General features: G+C 40.5%; 21 protein-coding genes. 13 read left to right on the plus strand and 8 right to left on the minus strand.

All coding sequences use genetic code 11. From position 1 onward, the window contains the following. Nucleotides 1-16: 16 nt before the first annotated feature. Entirely contained in the window at nucleotides 17-1,192 is a 1,176-nt protein-coding gene (locus BHR79_RS09815; protein WP_234970413.1) for a glycosyltransferase family 4 protein, read from the minus strand. Nucleotides 1,193-1,653: 461 nt separating this feature from the next. Between BHR79_RS09815 and BHR79_RS09820 the strand changes: the two genes are divergently transcribed. The 8 genes from BHR79_RS09820 (at nucleotide 1,654) to BHR79_RS09855 (ending at nucleotide 12,896) form a co-directional block, all read left to right on the plus strand. After that, complete coding sequence (locus BHR79_RS09820) at nucleotides 1,654-2,310, plus strand: HAD family hydrolase (protein ID WP_072562145.1); 657 nt, start codon at nucleotides 1,654-1,656, stop codon at nucleotides 2,308-2,310. A 181-nt stretch (nucleotides 2,311-2,491) separates the two neighbouring features. Continuing rightward, entirely contained in the window at nucleotides 2,492-4,297 is a 1,806-nt protein-coding gene (locus BHR79_RS09825) for a glycosyltransferase (protein ID WP_083433132.1), read from the plus strand. A gap of 80 nt (nucleotides 4,298-4,377) precedes the next feature. Next, nucleotides 4,378-5,358, plus strand: coding sequence for a galactose-1-phosphate uridylyltransferase (locus tag BHR79_RS09830; protein WP_072562146.1), 981 nt, complete (start codon nucleotides 4,378-4,380; stop codon nucleotides 5,356-5,358). Between the two features lie 17 nt (nucleotides 5,359-5,375). Continuing rightward, entirely contained in the window at nucleotides 5,376-6,545 is a 1,170-nt protein-coding gene (locus BHR79_RS09835; RefSeq protein ID WP_091828992.1) for a glycosyltransferase family 4 protein, read from the plus strand. A 54-nt stretch (nucleotides 6,546-6,599) separates the two neighbouring features. Further along, nucleotides 6,600-7,730: a glycoside hydrolase family 57 protein gene (locus BHR79_RS09840; RefSeq protein WP_072562387.1), complete on the plus strand. Its 1,131-nt coding sequence runs from the start codon at nucleotides 6,600-6,602 to the stop codon at nucleotides 7,728-7,730. After that, the gene (locus BHR79_RS09845; RefSeq protein WP_072562147.1) at nucleotides 7,727-8,932 is read left to right on the plus strand and encodes a glycoside hydrolase family 57 protein; all 1,206 of its coding nucleotides are present in this window, start codon (nucleotides 7,727-7,729) and stop codon (nucleotides 8,930-8,932) included. The genes BHR79_RS09840 and BHR79_RS09845 overlap by 4 nt, the downstream gene beginning before the upstream one ends. Before the next feature lie 33 nt (nucleotides 8,933-8,965). Further along, on the plus strand, nucleotides 8,966-10,927 hold the full coding sequence (locus BHR79_RS09850) for a glycoside hydrolase family 15 protein (RefSeq protein WP_072562148.1): 1,962 nt from the start codon (nucleotides 8,966-8,968) through the stop codon (nucleotides 10,925-10,927). Nucleotides 10,928-10,937: 10 nt separating this feature from the next. Then, nucleotides 10,938-12,896, plus strand: coding sequence for an amylo-alpha-1,6-glucosidase (locus BHR79_RS09855; protein WP_072562149.1), 1,959 nt, complete (start codon nucleotides 10,938-10,940; stop codon nucleotides 12,894-12,896). A gap of 163 nt (nucleotides 12,897-13,059) precedes the next feature. On the opposite strand, the gene BHR79_RS09860 is transcribed toward BHR79_RS09855, so the two are convergent. Together BHR79_RS09860 and BHR79_RS09865 are read right to left on the minus strand one after the other, a co-directional pair. Continuing rightward, entirely contained in the window at nucleotides 13,060-13,332 is a 273-nt protein-coding gene (locus BHR79_RS09860) for a DUF1699 family protein (protein ID WP_072562388.1), read from the minus strand. 188 nt (nucleotides 13,333-13,520) lie between these two features. Beyond that, nucleotides 13,521-13,769: a winged helix-turn-helix domain-containing protein gene (locus BHR79_RS09865; RefSeq protein ID WP_072358179.1), complete on the minus strand. Its 249-nt coding sequence runs from the start codon at nucleotides 13,767-13,769 to the stop codon at nucleotides 13,521-13,523. Between the two features lie 197 nt (nucleotides 13,770-13,966). Here BHR79_RS09865 and BHR79_RS09870 point away from each other — a divergent pair, with 197 nt between their 5' ends. The 3 genes from BHR79_RS09870 (at nucleotide 13,967) to BHR79_RS09880 (ending at nucleotide 17,303) form a co-directional block, all read left to right on the plus strand. After that, a complete protein-coding gene (locus BHR79_RS09870) occupies nucleotides 13,967-15,103 on the plus strand; it encodes an aldo/keto reductase (RefSeq protein ID WP_072562150.1) in 1,137 nt (378 codons plus the stop codon). 131 nt (nucleotides 15,104-15,234) lie between these two features. After that, nucleotides 15,235-16,584 carry an MATE family efflux transporter gene (locus BHR79_RS09875; RefSeq protein WP_072562151.1) on the plus strand — a complete coding sequence of 450 codons (1,350 nt, stop codon included), beginning with the start codon at nucleotides 15,235-15,237 and terminating at the stop codon, nucleotides 16,582-16,584. Nucleotides 16,585-16,703: 119 nt separating this feature from the next. After that, nucleotides 16,704-17,303, plus strand: a complete 600-nt coding sequence (locus BHR79_RS09880; protein ID WP_072562152.1) for an IMPACT family protein — start codon at nucleotides 16,704-16,706, stop codon at nucleotides 17,301-17,303. 22 nt (nucleotides 17,304-17,325) lie between these two features. Here the strand turns inward: BHR79_RS09880 and BHR79_RS09885 are convergent, their stop codons facing one another. Together BHR79_RS09885 and BHR79_RS09890 are read right to left on the minus strand one after the other, a co-directional pair. After that, nucleotides 17,326-17,664 carry a P-II family nitrogen regulator gene (locus tag BHR79_RS09885; RefSeq protein WP_072562153.1) on the minus strand — a complete coding sequence of 113 codons (339 nt, stop codon included), beginning with the start codon at nucleotides 17,662-17,664 and terminating at the stop codon, nucleotides 17,326-17,328. A gap of 9 nt (nucleotides 17,665-17,673) precedes the next feature. Then, nucleotides 17,674-18,870 (minus strand): ammonium transporter, encoded by a 1,197-nt coding sequence (locus tag BHR79_RS09890; protein WP_072562154.1) that lies wholly within the window; start codon nucleotides 18,868-18,870, stop codon nucleotides 17,674-17,676. Between the two features lie 730 nt (nucleotides 18,871-19,600). Here BHR79_RS09890 and BHR79_RS09895 point away from each other — a divergent pair. Further along, nucleotides 19,601-19,969 (plus strand): transcriptional regulator protein, encoded by a 369-nt coding sequence (locus BHR79_RS09895; protein WP_072562155.1) that lies wholly within the window; start codon nucleotides 19,601-19,603, stop codon nucleotides 19,967-19,969. A 169-nt stretch (nucleotides 19,970-20,138) separates the two neighbouring features. On the opposite strand, the gene BHR79_RS10855 is transcribed toward BHR79_RS09895, so the two are convergent. Continuing rightward, a complete protein-coding gene (locus BHR79_RS10855) occupies nucleotides 20,139-20,264 on the minus strand; it encodes a hypothetical protein (protein ID WP_268765989.1) in 126 nt (41 codons plus the stop codon). An 86-nt stretch (nucleotides 20,265-20,350) separates the two neighbouring features. Between BHR79_RS10855 and BHR79_RS09900 the strand changes: the two genes are divergently transcribed. Then, entirely contained in the window at nucleotides 20,351-21,019 is a 669-nt protein-coding gene (locus BHR79_RS09900; protein WP_072562156.1) for an HAD family hydrolase, read from the plus strand. Between the two features lie 4 nt (nucleotides 21,020-21,023). On the opposite strand, the gene BHR79_RS09905 is transcribed toward BHR79_RS09900, so the two are convergent. Beyond that, nucleotides 21,024-22,937: a beta-CASP ribonuclease aCPSF1 gene (locus BHR79_RS09905; RefSeq protein ID WP_072562157.1), complete on the minus strand. Its 1,914-nt coding sequence runs from the start codon at nucleotides 22,935-22,937 to the stop codon at nucleotides 21,024-21,026. Between the two features lie 78 nt (nucleotides 22,938-23,015). Next, complete coding sequence (psmB, locus tag BHR79_RS09910) at nucleotides 23,016-23,648, minus strand: archaeal proteasome endopeptidase complex subunit beta (protein ID WP_072562158.1); 633 nt, start codon at nucleotides 23,646-23,648, stop codon at nucleotides 23,016-23,018. Nucleotides 23,649-23,876: the final 228 nt, after the last annotated feature.

Consider the following 23,876-nt stretch of genomic DNA (forward strand, 5'->3'; position numbering starts at 1 on the left):
CCCCTTATGGTTAAACTTAGATTTCCATCGCTCTCCTATAAGTATCAAGAGTATGCTTTGCAATATTATTCCAATTATACTTCGTCTTGGCCAATTTATTGCCATTGATTCCCATCTGTTTAGTATAAGGACCGTTGAGCCCATCCAGTGCATAATTAATTCCCCATGCTACTGACCCTGAATGCCTATAACTGAGAATTCCATTAGAGAAGTTATCAATCAAATTTATGGCATCCGTAGCTACTACAGGCCTGCATGCATCCCATGCCTCCAGTACAACTATACCAAAAGGCTCGTTGCGGCTGGGAACACATGCCATTTCGGCTGTATTCATCCAATCTGTCAATACATCTGTTGGGGCATAGCCTAGAAAATGACAAGAATCTTTTATCCCCATATCATATGCCATCCGCTCACAGTGTGTTCTCATATCACCTTCACCAATAAATACAAAATTAGTATCTCTTTCATTGTCAAGTACATGGGGGATAGCATCAACAAGCATATCCGGACCCTTCTGGTAACTCATACGTCCTGTGAAGAGTACTACCGGTGAAGAAGGATCAATCCCATGTCTTGTTTTGACTTCATCAGGATCGACATCCTTTTCCATCTTTCCGGGATAGATACCGTTTGGCACTAAGGATATTTTATAATCAGGTACCTTGTAAAGATTTTGGATCTCTTTTTTGAACTGTTCCTGAGTAGCAATTACCTGCGAGGCTTCATACCCACCTTTCCATTCCCTGTGCGATATCTCATCTGAACCCCGCCAATTGCCAGGGTAATTTCCATTCCTCCCCCATTCGGTGCTGTGATATGTGAGGACGAAGGGAGATTCATATTTTTTCTTAATCCTGCATAAAACATTGACTGGATGCCAGTCATGACCATGCAGGATGTCGAAATCACCATAATGATTCTTGAAAGATTTGAACCTGTCGTACATTGAATCACACATACTGTTCATCTGGTGAACAATATCTCCGGAACTATCATGATCAACACGCTGGTAATGAACACCATTTATCTCATCATAATCCCTGTAACAGCCTTTACGCGTGAATACCTGCACTTCATGCCCCATTGAAGCAAGAGTTTCTGCAAGTTCTGTCACATGTGCCGCGATTCCTCCTACTTTTATGGAGTGAAGGCTCTCCCAGGCAAACATACCAATTCTTAAAGTTTCCACTATTCCCACTCCCTTTGTATTCCCCATTTTACCAATAAAGGTATTTTATGCGATATTGTATTAACAACATTATTAAAGCTTTTGAGAGAAAAAATCTAATTTTATTACAATCTATATATATTAAGACCTATAACAAATAATTGTATTGTATGCAAATATACTAATTGAGCCTTCCAGTTTAACATATTCAAAGATTCACTTTATGTTTGTGTCAATAAATCAATGAATATATAATTGCCAGATAATGTTTTCACATTTGGAAGGTTACAGGCTAATTCTGTAAATATATTTCTTCTCTAAACAAATAATAAATTTCATTAAGTCCTCCCATCTCGCCATATTTCTCAAAACCACAAACCATCCAAATATATAAACCTATGTATTTAATATATAATATGGCGACAATCTATATATGTATGTTTACCGTCTCAATCACTAAAAAGGTATGGTGATTATTGAATATGCTACAAAATGGCGAGATAAGAGGATTGGTATTTGATTGCTATAAGACTTTAATTGACATAAAAACAAAGGAAGAAAGCCATAGTACAAATGAAGCGGTAAGTAACTGGTTGCGTTACCAGGGAGTAAGTATTTCTGCACAGGATTTCCGGGATGAATATGTGGCCAAGGTCATGTACCGAATCAACCATTCGGAACACGAGCACCCTGAAATAAGGGTAGAAGAGATTTTTTCAGAAATCTGCAGGGAAAATGCCATATGGGAAATCGATGACTATTGGCTTGGGATTGAAACCGCGAAAGTATTCAGAAATGCGTCAGTAAGACGTATGAGAGCTTATCCTGAAAGTATCCGGTTACTTGAAAAATATAGGCATATGCCAAAATGTATTGTTTCCAATGGACAGAGAGTTTTCTCCGAACAGGAATTGAAATACCTCGGACTATTCGACCATTTTGATCATGTGATATTCTCTTCAGACTATGGATACAAAAAACCAGACACACGTCTCTTCCATGAAGCACTTAATAGATTGGGATGTGCACCAGGGGAAGTCGTGTCCATAGGAGATACTCCAAGAAACGATATCCATGCACCTCAGAGCATAGGAATGAAAGCCATTCATGTACATGATGCATGGAAACACCACAGTTAAAGACTCAGATAGTCGTCTTTCAGGGAAAACCGTCCTTTTTTAATCAGTGCTGATGATATCAAAACAGCACTCTTTTTTGAAGTATTCCCAAGCTCAAGACCTTGCCATAAAATTATGCCATCATATTACAGAAAAAATTTATTCAGAAAGACTGATTATTATCAGAATGGGGTGTGGATGCTTGATTGAACACAAGTACATAATAATTGCCGGCGAAGAAGCCGGCCCAAAATCCAATAAAATGGGGGGTATCTGGAACGTAATCGATGCCGAAATGAAAACACTGGCTGCAATGCTTGAAGATGGCACGATAGATGAGGAATCCATACCCAGGATATTTGTAGCAGGTCCATATTTTGACCATAGCGGTGTTGACTGGAACAAGAGCTTGAATCGGATTACAGACCTGAAAGAATTGGATAGTTATGAACCTGACGAGGTAATTAAAAACGTCTTTTCAAAACTAGTGGAAGAAGGAATTGAACTCGTTGCCAGATCACAAAAAATCAAAAATATAGAAATTATATTCCTTGCTTTTAAGACCAGTGACTATTGCAGAAAAACCATCCAGTATAAAGGAAGACCTACCTGCCTCGAAAATAAGATTAAAGCAGAGGCTTATGACCTGATACAACTTGATTCCAGAACCTATGAAAATATGGCTAATGGTAATGAATATACTCATTATCTCAATTTATCCTATGCCATTTCTGAATTTGTACGCAACCTTGTTTGCATAAAAGAAAAAAACTTTCAGAAAAAGACTAACAGGGAAGCATCGGAATTTGTAACATCCGTTATGCCAACACGATATGTTTCATTACATTGTCATGAATTCGGACTCTTTTATGCCATCGCCAGACTCGAAAAGCTTTGTGTCAGGGTAAATTCAGTTGCTACATGTCATGCAACAATACCTGGCAGGGCGGCAGGACACCGCTCCATCCAAAAGATAAGGGAAAACGACAATTCACTGGATCCAAATACACCTATAAACATGGCAGAGCTGGAATCCCTATCATCATATGCCGATGTTGTGACTGCAGTGGGCGATTCCACGCGAAAAGAATTGAAGCTGTTTTATGGCATTGATTCAATAGTGGTACGTAACGGTATCGAACTTGATGCAGAAAAAGAGGAAATTTCATGGGACAAAAAGAACCGGTGCAGGAAACAGATACAGGATTTCCTCGCAAATAGACTGCATGAAGTACATGATGGTGTCCCTCTTGTTCCTGAAAAAATAATTCCTATATTTAGTTTATCACGCATTGAAATAGATAACAAAGGTTATCCTGATCTACTTGACTCACTGGTCCTTCTCGACAGAATGATAAGGATGAAAATTGAATCCTTACGCCTCGATGAAGATTACAGAATCGTTTGTTTCATTGTAGCTGCCCACGGCCCAAAGAACAATTTACCAAATCATTTTCCCATAGACCTCCCTGAGGAAATACTGATTGGTTCTGAACTACGTCTGCAAAGCATGATTATGGAAAAAGGACTTGAAGCAGAGCGACTTCTTGGTGGTGATCGGCATGTGGGTGCAGTATTTTATCCACAATGGCTGTCAAGCAATGATGGTGGCCTGAATATGACAGTAGACGAACTCATGGCAGGCTGCATTGCGGGCATTTTCCCTTCCAGATACGAACCTTTCCTGCTGACCGGACTGGAGGCAGGCAAAGAGGCAACCCCCAGTATTGTCAGTAAAGTATGTGGTTTCAGTGACGCCCTTAAAACCCTCAAGCGTCTGGTTATGGGTATGGGCGGGGTCATCGTAGTTGACAATATCAATCTGCCTTACATCGAGACCCTAGCGGATTACGCACTTACCATGGAATATTTCATTGAAACCTATACAGATGACCTGCTCAAATATAATCTCCTGTGCAGGGAAGCCAGTCTCCTTGCCCACGATATGAACTGGCAAAAGCCTGTAAAGGACTATTATGAAATCCTGACCGGCGATAAAATCGAATAAAATTTACTATACGATTTTGTCAACCGCTGATTAAAAATATATAGGATTAGACATCAATTGAAATATGGGGTAGCGGGTATATGTCGCAGATACGCAAGCACTATTTTATGGATGAATATTGCATAATAGCACCAAGGAGAAATAAACGTCCTTCTGATTATGCAGACAGCATTTTTGAAAAAAAGACTTCAGAATGTGTATTCTGTGAAGGTTATGAAGACAATACACCTCCGGCCACTGCTGTTTATAAGAATGAAGAAATTTTACAGGACACAGATAACTCCAGAATAAAGAACTGGGGTATAAGGTGTTTTCCTAACCGTTATCCTGCACTTTCCTCAAAATCTGAAAGACCTTCAGATACAATATCTACAACAATGGAGGGTTATGGATTCCATGAAGTAATTGTAGAAACACCTAAGCATTCTCATAAGGTTTCTAATTTTTCAGATGATGAAATAATGCTTTTCATGAAAGCCTACCAGGACCGTGTAACCTATTATCAATCACTGGAAAAAATAGCTTATGTTTCTCTTTTTAAAAATGAGGGGCAAAAAGCAGGTGCTTCTATTGCACACGCCCATTCCCAATTAATAGCATTGCCATTTATCCCCCCGGAGCTTAAGAGGGAAGTTGAAGTAATCAAGGCTTCTGAAACCTGCCCTTACTGCAATATCATAGTGGAAGAATGTGGAGGTCCACGTTTATTATACCATAACGAGGAATTCATAGTTATTGCCCCTTATTTTTCAAAGGTTCCCTATGAATTATGGATCCTTCCCCAAAGACACATAAATCACATCTCAGATTTCACCGAAGATATGCTGGGACTTTTGGGAGATGCGATTATTTTTTCCCTTTCATCAATAAATAATATTTTAAAAGAAGTGCCCTATAATTACATGTTCTACCAGCTTCAGGATGACCCCAAATACCACTTCAACCTGAGGATACAACCGGTAACATCGATTGCAGCTGGTTTTGAAAAAAATACAGGGATCTACATCAATACCATGCCACCTGAAAATGCCGTACAGCAACTAAAAAATAATATAAGTTGATAGGAAGGAGTATATTGGTGGCACTTTTAAAAATCGGTATGTTTGCCTGGGAAAGCCTGCACTCAGTAAAGGTTGGAGGTTTGGCCCCTCATGTTTCAGAGCTGTCCGAAAATCTTGTTGATCTGGGCCATTCCGTCCACATTTTTACACGTAATAATGATCTTGAGCAACATGAAAAGATAAACGGTGTTCATTACCATCGTGTTGATCATGATAGTTCCGGGGATATTGTCCACCAGATGGACAGTATGTGCAATAGCATGTATTCCATGTTCCAGGAAGTATCAGGTAGTTACGGAGATTTCGATGTCATCCATATACACGACTGGCATCCAGTCAATGTTTTATGCAGGATTAAGAGAAAATATGGCCTACCCTCCATAATCACCTACCACAGCACTGAATGGGGCAGGAATGGAAATGTATACAGTGGAGGGTATCATTTTGAAGAGATATCGCACAGGGAATGGAAAGGCGGGTATGAAGCCTCACATGTGATTGTAACGTCTTTGAACTTCAAAAAAGAGATTCAACATCTTTACCAGATCCCCGACTATAAGATATCGGTCATCCCTAATGGCATATCACAGGGAAGAATAAAAAAGGAAGTTGACCAGGGAAAGATCAAAACGAATTTTGGGTTTCATCCCTTTGCACCTGTGGTTCTTTTTGTAGGACGTATGAGTTACCAGAAGGGGCCGGATATGCTTGTGGAGGCAATCCCAAAAATCCTTGAAAGACACTGGAATGTGAGGTTTATGTTTATTGGAGAGGGTGAGATGCGCCCATACTGCGAATCTTCTGCTAAAGAACACGGTGTTTCAGACTATTGTATCTTTTCGGGATATGCCAGTGATGAAATTCGTAGGGACTGGATCAATGCCTGTGACATCATGTGTGTCCCCAGCCGCAATGAGCCTTTTGGTATAGTTGTACTGGAGGCATGGGATGCTTGCAAAAACATCGTAGCCACAAAAGCTGTGGATATCATAGACAATTTTGAAAACGGTGTGCTTGTGCAACAGAACCCGGATTCAATAGCGTGGGGAATAAACTATGTGCTGGATAATGTACATGATGATATAATGGGACGTATGGGACACGACTTAATCAATAGTAAATATGAGTGGAAGAATATTGCTAAACAAACAACAGAAATCTATGACAATGTGGTAGAGAAAGAATAATAAAGTAATATATGAGTACTGCTATGCAAATAAGGGATTTGGGGGATGAGTGAAATGAAAGCAGTATGTCTTTGCTGTGAGGTACATGTACCTTACGATGTGAAATGGTACTGGCCGGAAGAAGGTTACTCTAAAGTGGAATTCGAAAACTATTTTGACCAATATAAAATTTATTCCAGGTTCGAGAAGTTCGTCCCGCACATTCTTTCGATTAACGAAGCATTGCTGGAATCGATGGACAGGGGAGCTTCATATACATTTGATATCTCAGGTATTTTCCTTGACCAGTGCAGATTACATCCTGCAGTAATTGATTCCTTCCGTGACCTCAAAAACAGAGGAGCTGAGTTAGCATGTTCTCCATATTTCCATTCAGTTGCATCCCTTTTCCCTGATAAAATGGAACTCAGGGAACAGGTTAAGATGCATAGGATGAAACTAAAAGAATTGTTCAAATATGAACCTAAAACTTTCATCAATTCTGAATTGCTTCTTGCAAAAGATATTTCTCCAATAATCAGTCAAATGGGGTTTAAATGCTACATCTCTGAAGGCTCTGAAAACCTTTTGGGTAAAAAGGAACCAGTATACGTTTATGTAAACGATATGCCAACCCTACTGCGTCATATTGATCTCAGTGAAGATATTGAGGACCGGTTCTCTGATACGGAATGGGTGTGCTATCCACTAATCGCCGATAAATTTGCATCATGGATAGCAAATATGGATGGTGATGTCGTAACTCTCTTTTTCAATTATGGTTCTCTAATAAAACATCATAAAAAGCAAGACAATATTATTCGCTTTCTCATAGAACTTCCAAAAAGTCTGCAAAAACACGGGATAGAGATGATATTGCCAGAGACAGCAGTCGATACTTTTGGACATGAACCTCTGGAAACACTTAAGACAAATGCTACCTCTCGCTATGGTTTACATAATCTGGTGGGCAATCATATACAGCACCTGTATCTCTATGAGTTAATTGATATCGGAAAAATGCTTCATGAAATCAGGGATTCACCTGGTTACCACGACCTTGTCTACGTATATCGTTGTCTCCAGCAAAGTGAAATCTTGCTGGAAATGGGACCAGAGAATACTCATCTGGGTGCTGAACGGGCAGTAAACGTTTTTTCCGTAATATCGGACCTCAAGCGTGCAATACTGGAGGAGAAAAAATGAAAGCAGTATGCATGTATTTCGAACTTCATCAACCCTATCGCCTTAAATGGTTCTGGCCAGATCATTCAGAAGGATTCGAAAGATATTTCGATACTGCGATAAACAGGGAAATATTCGAAAAGGTGGCTGACAAGTGCTACCTTCCGGCTACAAAAACCATGCTTCAGCTTATCGAACAGTATGAAGGGGATTTCCGCTTTAGTATTTCAGTTACCGGTACACTGTTGAGCCAGTGCAAAAAATGGAATCCGAAGGTCATAGAACTCTTTCAGGCACTGGCTGATACCGGATGCGTTGAATTTTTGGATGAAACGAATTATCATTCCCTGGCAGGGCTTTTTGATGACAAGAGCGAATTTATTGAACAGGTTCGTGAGCACCACAAATTGATTTCAGAAACACTGGGTGCAAAACCACTTTTTTTCAGGAATACAGAACTGCTCTACAACAACAGTATTGCAAAGACTGTCTCTGAGATGGGATATAGCGGCATACTCATAGAAGGAGTTGATGGGCTTGTAGATACTCCCAACTATGTCTATAATTCAAAGAATTGTGACCTGAAGGTGTTATTGCGTAATTACAAGATGAGTGATGATATAGGATACCGCTTTTCAGCACGCTGGTGGAGCGAATACCCTTTAACTGCCAGTAAATGGGCAGATTGGGCCACACATCAGGAAGGAGAAATTCTCAACATCTTCATGGACTATGAAACCTTTGGGGAACACCAATGGACAGAAACAGGCATATTTGACTTTCTTCGCGAGCTTCCCGGAGAAGTTTTGGAAAGAAACCTCACATTCCAGACACCTTCAGAAATTATAGGGAAGTACGACCCTGTGGGCGAAATAGATGTGAAGGATCTCAGTACTATTTCATGGGCAGATATTGAAAGAGATACCAGTGCCTGGTTGGGTAATGATATGCAAAGGCGGTGTTTCGAGGAGGTCAAATTACTCGAACCCTACGTGAAAAAAACAGGCGACAAAGAACTCATAAAAATATGGAAGCATCTCCTGACATCGGACCATTATTATTACATATGTACAAAATGGCTCGGAGATGGTGATGTACATTCTTATTTCAGTATTCATACCTCCCCATATGAAGCAGCCATCAATTTCATGGCAATAATCAATGACTTCAAATCACAGGTTTTCAAAAACCTTGCCGCCAAGGATAAAAATATCTACACGTAAGACATATATTCACTCTTTGGAGGAGGAATTTGATTGATAAGGCAACCCAATGTCATGGTCGGTAATGAGAAATTACTGGTAACAATGGGCAAGAAAGGGGAATTGGTCACTTTCTTTTATCCTGCCAGAGATTGGGCACAGCATTTAGTGGATTCACAGGCTTGTATTTATGCCGAAGGGAAGCTTATCTGGTCAAATAATCATGAATGGGCAGTAAAACAGGAATATTTAGAAGAAGCAAATATAGTAAATACCGAACTTAAACATCCTACAGATATAAGGATGTCCATTCTGGATTTTGTCCATCCTTCTCTTCCGGTCCTTATCCGAAAATATGAGATATGCTCCCACAAGAAGTTCCACGGAAAGTTCTTTTATTATTCCAATCTGCGTGTGGGAGATACTCATGAAAAAAATTCTGCATTCTGTGATGAAAAAGCCAACTTACTGGTGCAGTACAGGCATTCCTGCCATCTGGGAATAACTTCAGTACCCAGGTTCACCCAGTGGCAAGTTGGTAAATCTTCAGACAGGGTTTGGTGGACCAACGCGAAATATGACATGGAAGACGGACAGCTACAGAACAATCCTGAAGATATTGGAAAACTAAACAATGCAATAGGATGGAATCTCGATCTGGAACCTGGAGAGAAAAAAACGATTACGGTATTCCTGGGGGCTGCTTCGGGGAGAAACACACTGTATAAAAGGATGCGTTTTATTTCCAGTATCCCTATTGAGAAAATGCTGGATAAAACCAAAGAACACTGGTTAAAATGGCTATCAAGAAAAAAGGCAGTACAACTGCCAGAACTTGAAAACCAGCCGAATTTCCGTAAATCCCTCTATGACATGTACGACAGGGCTTTGCTCTGCCTGAACCTTTTAAGTGATGATGCCAACGGCTCTTTTGTTGCAGCCCCGGAATTCGATCACGATTTTGAAATGTGTGGAGGTTATGGTTTTTGCTGGAACCGGGACTCTGCAGAAGTGGTCACTGCCCTGTTGGATGCCTCTTATCCGGATTATTGTGCCAGGTTCTTTAAGTGGTGCAAAAGAACCCAGCTTACCGATGGTTCATGGTTCCAGAGATACTGGCTGGATGGAAAGGAAGCACCTTCATGGGGTAATTTTAAGAGTTCAACCCAGATTGATGAAACGGGATCAACTCTGTTTGCAATCGAAAAATATTATCATATCCTCGAAGGTGTCGAAAAACTCGAATTTTTGGATGATATGTGGGTCACTGTATTGAGTGGAGCTGAATACCTGATGAAAAGAACTCCAAGCGGGCTACATGAACCCTGCCGAGGATTGTGGGAGACATACAAAGGTATTTTCAGTTACACCAATGCATCCATTTATGGAGGCTTAAAGGGAGCTGCCATAATGGCAAAGGATTATGGCGAACCTGAACTTGCCGAGCGTTGGGATGAGCGTGCCGCACTTATAAAAAAGACCACTATCGAGAAAATGTGGTTAAATGACGGCTATTTTGGAAGGGGAATCATAGACGATGCCCTTGATGCCACTATGGATGCAAGTATAATCGGCGCTTTTGTCCCTTTTGGGATGCTATCAACTGAAGACCAGAAGGAAAGAGAAATGATCATCTCAATGATCTATAAGGTAGCCGAAAAACTGAAAGTACCCGTCAATGGATATTTTGGAATCAAACGATTCGAAGATGACAATTACATAGGAGGTAATCCATGGGTTGTCACAACACTATGGTTATCCAGGGCAATGCTGACACTTGCAGTTTCGGGACATGTCAAAGCAGAAGAAAGGACCAGACTTATGGATTCGGGCCTTGAATACATAAAATGGTCTATAAGAGGCACCACCTGCACCGGTCTATTACCCGAACAAGTAGATAAACATACGGGAAAACCTGCCTGGGCTATCCCCCTAAGCTGGAGCTGTGCCCTGATGATTACCAACATTCTACTGCTGAACGAATCAATAAATGACGAAACAACTAATGTTGGATAAGGTAGCTTATATGCCACTCATTCCCGAACATGAACAAAGTTACAAAAATGGAATATCCAGAGAATGGATTGTCACCAACGGTCTGGGTGGCTATGCCTCATCCACTATAATAGGTGCAAATACAAGGAAATATCATGGCCTTCTGGTGGCTTCCCTCAATTCACCTGTGGAACGCAAAGTTATACTGTCTAACCTCGATGAGGAACTGGAAGTCAGAGGAAAGACATACCGTCTTGCCACTCATAAATACCCAAAAACAATCCATCCTGAAGGATTCCTGTATCTGGAAAACTACTCCACTGATCCAGTGCCCACCTTTGACTATTCTACTGGGGGAGTGAAACTGAAAAAGCAGGTCTTCATGTTACATGGCCTGAATACCACTATAATAAGATATCACATAAGCGCTGAAACAAGTAATACCATTTTCAGGATTTTTCCTCTTGTAACCTACCGGGACTTCCATCATGTAAAACGCTCAAAAAATTTCCAATTCAGGCAGTCAACAAGAGATGGAAAGCTTGTAATCAGGAATGGGGAGGAAAAATTTGAAATGTTTTGCAAGATGGAGTACAACCCGAAATCTTACTGGTATTACAATTTTGAATACGATATGGACAGGAAGAGAGGTCTGGCCTTTCAGGAAGACCTATTTAATCCTGGCTATTTTGAAACCCCTGTACATTGTTCAGGAAATATTTTTGATTTTGTTGTATCCACTCCTGAAATTCCCTCAAATATCGATGTTGAGGAAGAATTCCAGAAAGAACTTTCGAGAAGAAGGGGACTTTGTTCCCCGGTTGGTACTGCTAATCCTTTCGTAAAGAAACTTGTTCTATCTGCCGATTCTTTTATTGTGGAAAGAAAATCTACCTCATCCGAGTCGGTAATTGCAGGCTATCACTGGTTTGCTGACTGGGGCCGGGATGCGATGATCTCCCTTGAAGGGCTTACACTTGTTACAGGCAGATATGACAAAGCCCGTCAGATACTTTCAACTTTTTCAAAATATTGCTTCAAGGGTTTGATTCCCAACTATTTCCCGGATAGACAAGATGGTGATGCAGGTTATAATACAGTTGATGCTTCTTTATGGTTTGTCCATGCAGTTGGAAGATATTTTGCCTACACAAAAGATCAGGCTTTTGTCAGCAATATCTGGCCTGTAATTTCTGACATTATTGAAAATTACAGGAAAGGAACTATAAACAATATTCATATGGATTCTGACGGGTTGATTACCCATGGACCTCAGCTTACGTGGATGGATGCAAAAATTGGTAGTTTAAATGTGACTCCCCGGGAAGGTAAAGCCTGTGAAATTAATGCTTTATGGTACAATGCTCTCTGTACAGTTACCTGGCTTGCAAAATCAATTGATGTTCCCTCTTCAGACTATAAGCAGTTAGCTCATCAAATAAAGGAAAACTTTGCCAAAAAATACTGGAACGCCGACAAATTATGCCTTTATGATTGTATTTTCCCAGAGAATCCAGAAATAAAAGATGCATCTGTAAGACCAAACCAGATATTTGCAATTTCCCTGCCATTTCCCGTACTTTCTGAAGATAAAGCATTCTATGTACTCCAAAAAGTAGCAGAGGATTTATTCACACCTTATGGCCTGCGCACCCTTTCAAAGGCTGACAGTAAATATGTGGGAAAATATGAAGGAGATGCAGTAAGTAGGGATAAGGCCTATCATAATGGGACAGTGTGGCCATGGCTGTTTGGTTTTTTCATCAGTGGTTATTTGAAAGTACATGGAAACTCTGAGAATAACAGACAATATTGCCGCACTCTTTTACTTCGATTTACCGGGCATTTTAATGAAGCAGGTATTGGTACCGTGTCTGAAGTTTTTGATGGCGACCCTCCACATAATCCCGGTGGTTGTATTTCACAGGCATGGAGTGTAGCGGAAATATTACGGGCATATGCGGAAGTTATGACGGGAACTCCTCCCTGAAAACGAATATAACTAAGAAAGAATCCAAGTATTAAAGAAGTGATAATATTTTTAATTGGAAAAATTATAACTTACCAAAAAGAAAATCTCTGCATATTTCATACAGAAATTAAAAGTTTGATAACTGCAATTGAAGTCACTTCTAAATTAAATAAAAGCAAAATTATGTTTCTATAACTTCCATATATTTTATGACCTTTGTTCCCTTCAAATCCCCTTTAAGTAATTCCACCCCTTGCATCTTCAGTATTTTTGGCACGTTTCCTGAAAGGGATTTCATGTAAGAAGGCGGAATCTGGGCTGCTTTGAGATTTGGACAATTTTTGAGTATTTCCAGGATATCTATGTCACTTGGCCTGAACGAAAAGTGGATGAATTTTTCATCTTCGCCCAGTCTGTTAATTTCATTTCTTGAATTCAACATTCTTATTTTCAAATAATATACCCCCATATACAATTTTACAGCATAGATTATAAACTTTATTATTGTAATTTTTGGAAACAAAAGTACTTTTTATGAATAATTGTATTGAAAAACCAGTAAAAAATAGTTAGCATTACCGTCAATAAGACGGTAATAGTTAATAAATCCAATAATTGTAAATTTTTGTATCTAAATTTATTTCAACAGGTTGGTGCTTCTAACACCTCTCTGACATCACTCATTTTCTGGAGATAACCTGCTCCCAGATTAGTAATTAAGTAACGATTTGATGCCTTTGTGATAAGTCCCTGATCTATAAGGGCTTCAAGGTAATTATCAGCACGATTAAAATTCAGGTTTGCCTTATAAACGATAGAAGTTTTTGTTGCTTCTGTTCTCTGTACAACTTTAAGTATGTCTATCATAATTTCGAGTTTACCACGTCTCATGTGTACCACCACTAGCAATCCATAATGAATATGAATTTGCTTGCAATATACTATCTGTGCAAAATTACTATAAATAACTTGTGAATTCTTACAAATGTCATACTCATCATTAGTATGAACTATAGGTTAGTAAGAGTCTTCAGAACTTAATCGTCAGAATACCAAAGCTTATTATCAACGAAATACCACATTTGAGCATGTTATACCGTACACTTGGAAAAACAGGTGAGAAAGTTTCATCCCTTGGGCTGGGTTGTATGCGGCTGCCCATAATAGACGGCGATCCCGGACACATTGATGAGCAAAGAGCTTGCGAGATAATTCACTATGCCATTGACCAGGGCATAAATTATCTTGATACCGCATATCCCTACCATGAAGGTAAAAGTGAACCCCTACTGGCTAAAGCGTTGCAGAATGGTTACAGAGATAAAGTAAATCTCGCCACCAAAATGCCGTCATGGAACATTGAAAGCCGGGAAGACATGGATCGCTACTTTGATGAACAACTTGAAAGACTTAGTACGGATTACGTTGATTTTTATCTAATTCATACACTAAACCGGGATTTTTGGCCAAAACTTGTGGAACTTGGCCTATATGATTTCCTTGACCAAATTAAAAAAGATGGCAGAGCCCGTTATGTAGGATTTTCTTTTCACGATGAGATCTCTTTGTTCAAGGAAATCGTTGATGCCTACCCATGGGATGTCTGTCAGATCCAGTACAACTACCTTGACATCGATTATCAGGCAGGCCACGAAGGTTTACTATATGCAGCATCGCAAAACCTTGGAGTAATAATTATGGAGCCTTTGAGGGGAGGCTGCCTGGCCGATATGGTACCAGACGATATTATGAATATCTGGGACAAAAGTGAAGTCAAACGCACACCAGCAGAATGGGGATTGCGCTATATATGGGACCTTGCGCAGGTAAGTATGGTCTTAAGCGGTATGAGCAATCTCGAGCAATTGAAGGAAAATCTAGAAACAGCAAATAAGGCATTGCCACATTCCCTGACTGAAAGAGATCACGCATTGATAGGCAAGGTACGGGAAATCTATCGCGACAAACTTGTTGTTGATTGCACAGGTTGCAGATATTGCCTGCCATGTCCTGCAGGTGTGCAGATTCCCCTAAACTTCAAATATCTCAATAATGCTATGCTTTATGAAAATATAGAAGATGCAAGCAGGGCTTATGCGTCCCACGTAGGAGACCAGCGAAAGGCATCCAACTGCATAGATTGTGGACAATGTGCAGAGCGCTGTCCCCAGGAAATACCCATACCTGAAATGCTTGCAGAAGTCACAAGGTTACTGGAAAAATAAGTTCTATTCTTTTTTGGGCCGGGGCAAACTTGATATAAAAGTTGCGTACCTGTTGCTTTTCTTTCCTGGTAATTATTATACAGTTGTCAGGAATACATCAGCAAAAGAGGCGAATTGAAAGGTAATAGATAATGCCCCATGAACGCAACATAATGCTGGCACAGGAGAACATTGGCAGCCTGATCGTAAAACTGGCAGCCCCGGCTATAGTCGGTCTTGTAGTCCAGGCCCTATATAATCTGGTTGATACTATTTTCATCGGCCGCGGCCTTGGCGAAGATAGTGTTCTGGGGATTGCCGGTCTTTCAGTGGCATTCCCGGTACAAATGCTGATGTTGGCAATTGCGCTTGGTGTGGGAGTTGGGGGAGCATCAATTATCTCCAGGTCCCTGGGTAGCAAAAAGCAGCAGGTTGCAGAAAAGACTGTGGGCAACATGGCCACCATGGTAACAGTTGCAAGCCTGCTATTCACGGTTGTAGGCTTGGTATTTATGGAAGAGTTGCTCACCCTCTTTGGTGCCTCTGCTGAAGTGATGCCCTACGCTGCAGACTATACATATTACATCCTCCTTGGAACGGTCTTTTTCACCTTTTCAGCTGCCATGAACAACTCAATCCGTGCCGAAGGAAACACATCATTTGCAATGCTTATCATGGTCATATCCAGTGTTGCCAACATTTTGCTCGACCCTCTTTTTATATTTGAATTTGGAATGGGCGTAAAAGGTGCAGCTATTGCAACAGTGATCTCGCAGATAATAGGCACTATAATGGTATTCTATTATTACGCCTCCGGAAAAGCCACAGTTCCATTCAGTTTAACCTCCCTGCGCCCTGACATGTCAATAGTAAACGAATCAACATACATCGGTATGTCAGAATTTCTTTTTAATGTGGTGGAAAGCGGTCTTTTCCTCATTTTTAACCAGAGCTTACTCTACTATGGCGGCGATGTTGCAATTGCTGTATTTGGCATTATAATCAAGGTATTCATGCTAACCCTGATGCCGGTTATAGGTATTAAACAGGGGATCCAACCAATCTTTGGTTTCAACTACGGGGCAAACCAGATGCAGCGCGTGAAGAGGACGATTTCCCTTTCTACCTACCTGGCCACAGGGCTCAGTCTGATCTTTGCAATAGTCGTTTTTATCATACCCGAGCAAATCATAGGTGTTTTCAGCAATGACCCGGTTCTTATAGGGATGGGCGTGCCCGCAATCAAGATATGTTACATAATGATGCCCTTTATAGGAGCACAGATTGTAGCAACAGCCCTTCTACAATCACTGGGTAAATCCAAGGAATCCCTGTTTGTGACTCTTTCACGACAGTTGATCTTCCTGCCACCCTTATTGATCATACTCCCCATGTTTTTCGGCCTGACCGGTATATGGTTATCTCTGCCAGTTTCAGATTTTCTTGCATTCATGGTGGCTGTAATCTTCCTGCACAGGGAATCAAAAAAATTGGATGTTTGACCTCTTGTTGCAGTATCCATATTTATTGGAAAACCAACTATATATGAAAAACAAAGACCACGATTAGATTATGCTTTTATAGGGAAGGATACAATGAAAGAACAATCCAGAGTGGTCTAATGTCTCTTATAAAAACGATACATAGCAATGGATCAGCGATAAAAGAATTTAAAAAATCCAGATTCATAGGCAATGCATTTCCAGTTACAGATGAAATTGAAGCAAAGACTTTTGTGGAAGAGATCCAACAAAGATATCCCGACGCAAACCATAATGTATTTGCATATCGTCTCACGGGTGACGGAAACCTGATTATGAAATATGATGATGACGGAGAACCTTCGGGAAGCTCTGGCAAACCTGTTTTCAAAGTCCTTGAATTGAAGGGACTTGATAATGTTGTAGTGATAGTAACCCGTTATTTTGGTGGAATCAAACTTGGCTTTGGAGGACTATCCCGTGCTTACAAACAAACCGCTATTGAGGCCATAGATGACGGCGGTATTGTTGAGAAGAGACCCACACAGGAAATGAAAATTGTAGTGGACTACGGCAATATGCAATTTGTAAAACATATGCTTGGAAATTGTGCCATAATCCTGGATGAACACTATTCTGACGTGGTGGAAATAGTAGTTGCTGTTGCAGAAGACAAAATTGATGAATTGGAAAAACTGATTAATGAGAAAATTCCAGACACTCAGATAACCCGGTTTTAAAATAAAAAAGAGTATCCGGTTATTAGCCAGATACCATAACTTCTTCGTCCCTTACATTTGCTACCATCTCAACGGGAGAGACGAATATTTTCCCGTCTCCTGCTTTACCTGTCTTGCCTGCTTTTTTTATAGTAGACATTACTCTCAGCACATCATTTTCATCCAGGACCATATCAATCTGTACCTTGGGGATAAGGTCAACTTCTGTTTTCTTACCTCTGTACTGGAGATGAATGCCTTTTTGGGCCCCTCTTCCCTTAACGTCCGTAATGGTCATGGCAATGAATCCTTTTTCTTCAAGAGCCTCTTTTACATTCTCTAGCTTTTCCGGCCTTATTATTGCAGTAATCTTCTTTTTCATAGTTAGACCTCACATACTTGTTGACTCGCCGTGCTGTGCAATATCGAGACCAACATACTCTTCTTCCTCTGAAACACGCAACCCAATTGTCATGTCTATTATTTTTGCAATAGCAAAAGTTGCTACGAAGGCGTACAAAATTACAGCTACTACATCTGCCATCTGAATTAGCAACTGAGCAGGGTTTCCATAAAGCAGTCCATTCACTCCGCCAATTGTTGCGGATGCAAAAATCCCTGTAGCAACTGCTCCCCAGGCACCCCCGAGACCGTGTACTGCCCACGCATCCAGACTTTCATCAAGATTCATGCGCATACGCAGGATAAGGCCGCCATAGCAGACAAGCCCTGCAAAAAGGCCAATTGGAATTGCTGCAATTGGTTCTACAAACCCACATGCAGGAGTTATTGCAACAAGACCTGCAATTGCTCCACTGATCAATCCTAAAGAGCTGGGCTTACCAAATACCCATGATGCGACCATCCAGGAAAGGGCACCCGAAGCAGCGGCAATGTTGGTTGCCACAAGCGCATTTACTGCAACACCATCTGCTGCAAGTGCGCTACCAGCATTAAAAGCGAACCATCCAAACCAGAGCAAGGCACCCCCCAGCAAGGTCGTGGGTATGTTGGAAGGCTCCAGAGAATATTTACCGAAACCTGTACGGTTGCCAATCACAAGTGCCAGTGCAAGAGCAGCAAAACCGGAACTAATGTGTACAACAGTCCCTCCTGCAAAATCAAGAGCTCCAAAACTTGCAGCCCAACCACCACCCCAGGCCCAGTGAGCCAGTGGATCGTAGATAAGAGTGGTCCAGAGTACACCGAAAACGATGAATGAACTAAGCTTTATCCTTTCGGCCACACCAGAAGTTACAATTGTGAGTGTAACACCTGCAAAGACGAGCTGGAATACCATGAAAAGGAGGTCTGGTATTCCATCCCCTCCCGTTCCAATCCCTTCAAGGAAGAGGTAGTCAAGACCACCGATCAAACCCGCAATATCACTTCCAAAGGCAAGTGAATATCCGACAGTAACCCATTGAATCGTGACTATTGCAAAAGCCACAAAGGCCAGGGTTATCATCGAAATCAAATTTTTAGATCGAACCATACCGCCATAAAAAAGACCCACAGCAGGAGCCATTAACATCACCATAGCAGTGCAAATTATGATAAAAGCTGTATCGCCCGTGTCAATTGGCATATCAGCTCACCTCTAAGTCAGGCAAATCAGATTTTGCATCATGTCCTTTTAAAATTGATTTTGTTTCTATGCATGTATTGCTTGTTTTTTTTGATTTTTGATTGTTCATTTCCTTCACCCAATCGATGTTGCACATACTATGCAACCAGTAACCTTTTACCGAGTATATAATATTTAAAACTAACGCTAAACAAACAAATAAAAAATGATCTTACAAAAAACAAATCACTAAAATAATAGCAGAAAAGCCACTTTAAATTAAAAGCAGTAAGAGACAAAAATATTACCAATCAGTCTTGAAAACTAAAAAAGAAACGAATGCATCCAAAATAAAGGAAATGCAATCTCTTATTTGAAGAATAATAATTAAACCAACTTCCTCTATAATAGATTTACAACCAGCATTTGGCAAACAATCCAGCACCCTGGATTGTTTTATAATATCCACATAATATTTTTACTGCTATGTGTACATGCATACGATGCTATCATCGTAGATGAATAGCAGGATGAGTAGGCAAAGGCGTATACGCCTGCTGGAATCAGACGCAGAGACAAATATTCAAAATTTTTCTTATTGAATTTTTTCATGAATCCCGATTTGACGAAAAATATATAAACCATGTGTAATATAGTAACTTATATAGAAGTGGTGGTATCGAAGAAAAAAATATTCCAATTACCTTTGGGTATGACTCTTCGATAAATGATATGAAAGGAAGGATTAAAGATGTACATGACAAGAATAAACGAGTCAGATGAAGAGATGATAGAAGCATTTAGAGGCCTTGGAGTTTCAAGAAACCTGGCAACTACTATTGCTTACTTAAAAAATGTTGACGAAGCTTCATCTCTGGATATTGAGATGAATACAGGATTGCGACAACCTGAAGTAAGTGTTGCAATGCGCTCTATGAGAAAGAATAACTGGATAGAGGAAAGCAGCAAAAAACTAAACGGCAAAGGGAGGCCTACAAAGATTTACAGTCTTGCAGCTCCTCTCAACAAGATCGTCAGACATTTTGAAGAGAAAGTGAAAGAAGAGAACGATGCAAGGCTCACCCTCGTCAAGAGGCTGAGATCGCTTTCCAAAGACTAATTTTTATATTTAATAGAGAGGCAACCGGCCCATATAAGTGGCCGGTTGGCCCTTTTAGAATTAATAATGTTTCTTGATATTTGTCAAGAATGTTCAACTACTTTTCACAGGTCATCCTGAAATGCAAAAAACAGACTGCAAAAGGGATAACCGTACACAATAAAAGTTTTTATTCCGGAACTTCATCACCTTCCGATTTAAGGTCATTCAGATTTTCCTGAATGAGTTTTTCCTCAAGGTTTTCATTTTTTTTCGCACCCTTTCTCTCTGTATCCCTTTTGTTGAATTTAGACATGCGAATTCACCATAATAACATGTGACCTGTATCGTTATAATCTTTTCGAACAAACTTTTAATAAGCTAAAATAGTACTCAACCGTGATGGATAAAACTGCAATACCTGAAAACTTAGAGGCAATCATATCAGATGTCGATGGAGTGCTTGTAGATTCGATGTCATTCCATGCACAAGCCTGGAAAACTTCCTTCAAAGAAGCAGGGATAGATATAGAAAAAGAAGAAATATACATTCTCGAAGGGTCCAACCACATAGGAATTATAGAAAAAATATTTGAAAAGCAAGGAAAGGTGCCTACTGAAGAGGATATGGAGCAGATACATGAAAGGAAAAAAGAACTTTTTTTCAAAAACCAGAAGGCGTATGTATTTGATGGAATGGATGAAATTTTCAAATCCCTTCAAACAAAGTTCAAACTTGCAGTAGTCTCAGGATCCGACCGTGCCATTGTAGAAACGCTGATGAGTAAGTTCTACCCCAAAATATTCAATACAATTATTGCAGGAACAGATGTAGAGAAGGGAAAACCAGATCCCGAACCTTATTTGACTGCTGTGGAAAGGCTTGCAGTACAAAAAGATAAATGCATTGTCCTGGAAAATGCACCATTGGGAGTTGAAGCCGCAAAGAATGCAGGATTGTTTTGCATTGCAGTTCCAACCTATGTCAGCGCTGATCTTCTCAACAAGGCAGATATTGTTGTAAGAGACCACAGGGAACTTGTGAAGTACCTCTGCAGCCTCCTTGATTAAAGCTTTATACCAGTCTTATAGTTTCCAGATTGGTAAGAGCTCTTGTTTCGATTTTCTTTCTTTTATGGACAGAACTTGCAAGATCTATGCACGAGCGTTCATCACCGTGCTCGGTAAAAACACGTTCTGGCTGTGGTTTCATGCGTTTGAAATATTCCATGAGCTGTCTGCGGTCAGAATGGCCGGAGAAACCATCCACAATTTCAACATCCATGTTCATTCGCACGGTTTCTGAACCCTTGCCTCCGGAAGACAAGGGAATTTCCTTCCAGCCTTTCTGAATGCGACGACCCATAGTTCCATCGGCCTGATAACCAACAAACACTAAAGTATTCCTTTCATTCGGTGCAAAGGCTTTGAAATATTCCATTATCGGCCCACCACTCATCATACCGGAAGTCGACAGGATCACACATGGATGTGGATTTTCAATGATATTCCTCCTTAGCTCATTGGAATCCACGGGTTTGAAACATTCAGATAAGAATGGATTCTGTCCTTTCTGGAAAATCAGGCGCCTCAGGTCATTATTTAGATATTCCGGATAGGTAGCGTGAATGGCGGTTGCCTCCCATATCATACCATCGAGATAAACCGGGACCTCATCGATAATTCCTTTCCTGATAGCTTCTTCTATGACAATCATAACTTCCTGGCTTCTTCCCACAGCAAATGCAGGGATAAGCACAACACCCTGTCGGTCTATAGTTTCCTTGATAATTCTTTGCAGGTTCTTTTCGGCATCTTTCAATGCAGGCTGCATAGAATTAGAGGCCCCATAAGTTGATTCCGTAATAACGGTCTCGACCCGGGGGAACTTGTTTACTGCAGGATTGAAAAGACGTGTCGGCCCATACTTGAAGTCACCGGTTATTACCACATTATGCAAACCATCACCTATATGGAAATGGGAAACTGCAGATCCAATGATATGGCCTGCATTGTGGAACGTAAGCTTGATGTCAGGGGCAATATCAGTCACTTCTTCATATTCCAGTACGATGCTGTGCTTTAGTGCATTACGTACATCCGCAGATTCGTATGGGATCCGTTTTCCATCTTTGGCGGCCACGTCAATAAAGTCCAGTTCAAGCAGAACCATCAGGTCCCTGGTGGGATGAGTACAATAAATTGGCCCATCATAACCATATTTATAGAGAAGAGGTACAAGACCCTGATGATCAAGATGTGCATGAGTAATAACTACCGCATCAATCTGATTTAGTGGCTGTACTTCAGGAATGTAAAGATAAGGAGTCATATCATCGTCAGAACCTACATTGACACCACAATCGATCATAATCTTGGATTCCGGAGTGGAGAGCAGGAAACAACTCCTACCCACTTCACGGCAGCCACCAAGGGACGTAAGACGTACCCAGTGATCCTTGGAAGTACATTCCCTGTGAATTTTCCTTCCGATTGTTTTAAGGATATCCTTTCTATCTGAATGGTTCTTTTTCATGAATTCCCGTATATTTTTCACGGTACGGGATTTTATCGGCGGAGTCCTGACAACTTTAGGGGTCCAGCCTACCTTCTTGGTTATTTCACGAAGGGTTTCCCCATGCTTGCCTATTACAAGACCGGGTTTTTCCGCCTCAATTATCACTTCCCCGACATCCGGAGCAAAATCATAATTTGTAACTCCTGAATCCTCGGGAACAGTTTGATTAATAAGCTCGATAGATTCTTCCGGTCCCAAAAGTACCTTTGGATCAGGACGGACAACTATTCTGGTCCTTAAATTTTTGGCCAGGGTCCGTACGATATTTCCATTATCAGCAAACTTTCGGGGTTCTTCTGTATATACCACAAGCTGAGGACCCTCAAATTCTACATTTGAAATTGTAGTGCCAGCCGGAAGATTCTTCTCGATTTTTTTCTTTAATCCTTCTAGGATATCTTCTATGACCATTAAAAATGCCTTCCTGTATTATAAAAAAGTAGAAAATATGGGAAAGAGTATTTTAAAAAATAAGATAAATAAGGTAGCTTAGTTCAGGTTTTCAAGAATTTTGTCCACCTCTCCAGTCTCAATCCTTTTATAGCTATCCGCGGTTATTTTGACAACATCGATACCATTTCCAGAAGCTGAATCTCTTTTCATGGCATTGTAAAGAGCACGGATTGCAAGTTCCATACCCTCTTCGACATTGATACCTTCATGATAGCGGTCTTCAAGAACACCATAAGCCATCGGTGAACCAGAGCCTGTAGCAACGGCCTTTGTCTCCTCAATATTTCCACCCATCGCATCGAGTGAAAAGATAGCAGGTCCATTCTTATCTACGCCACCTATCAGGAGTTGTACCATTAGAGGGAAATAGCGTTGCCCACCAAGGATATTGGAGAGTAAAGTTGTGAGGCCTTTGATGGTTATTGATTCCTGTCTCCTCATTTTATAGAGTTTGGATTCCACACTAATCATCCGCACAAGTTGCTGGGCATCACCTACCGAGCCAGCAGTGGTCATCCCGACCAGGTCATCGATCTGGTAAATCTTCTTTGCGGTTTTGCTGGCTATGAAGTTGCCCATAGTTGCCCTTTTTTCAGTGGCAAGAACAACTCCATCACTGCAAACTATGCCTACAGTGGTTGTGCCTTTTAAATGCTTGTCATTATCCATCAGTATACCTCAGCAAAAAACGAGAAATCAATTTGTAAAAACACACCTATGGTATAGGGTAATACAGTAGATGATTGGCAATTTAGATATATAAGGGTTTCTGTTGAAAGGAGAATCCTTTTACCCACCCGTGCAAAGTTGTAATTTACAAATAAAATGCATATTTATTCTGAGTGATTTCTATATATTTATGGTGAAAATAAACATACATAACAATAAATTATTACT

Source organism: Methanohalophilus halophilus (genome assembly GCF_001889405.1).
GTDB classification, from domain to species: Archaea; Halobacteriota; Methanosarcinia; order Methanosarcinales; family Methanosarcinaceae; genus Methanohalophilus; species Methanohalophilus halophilus.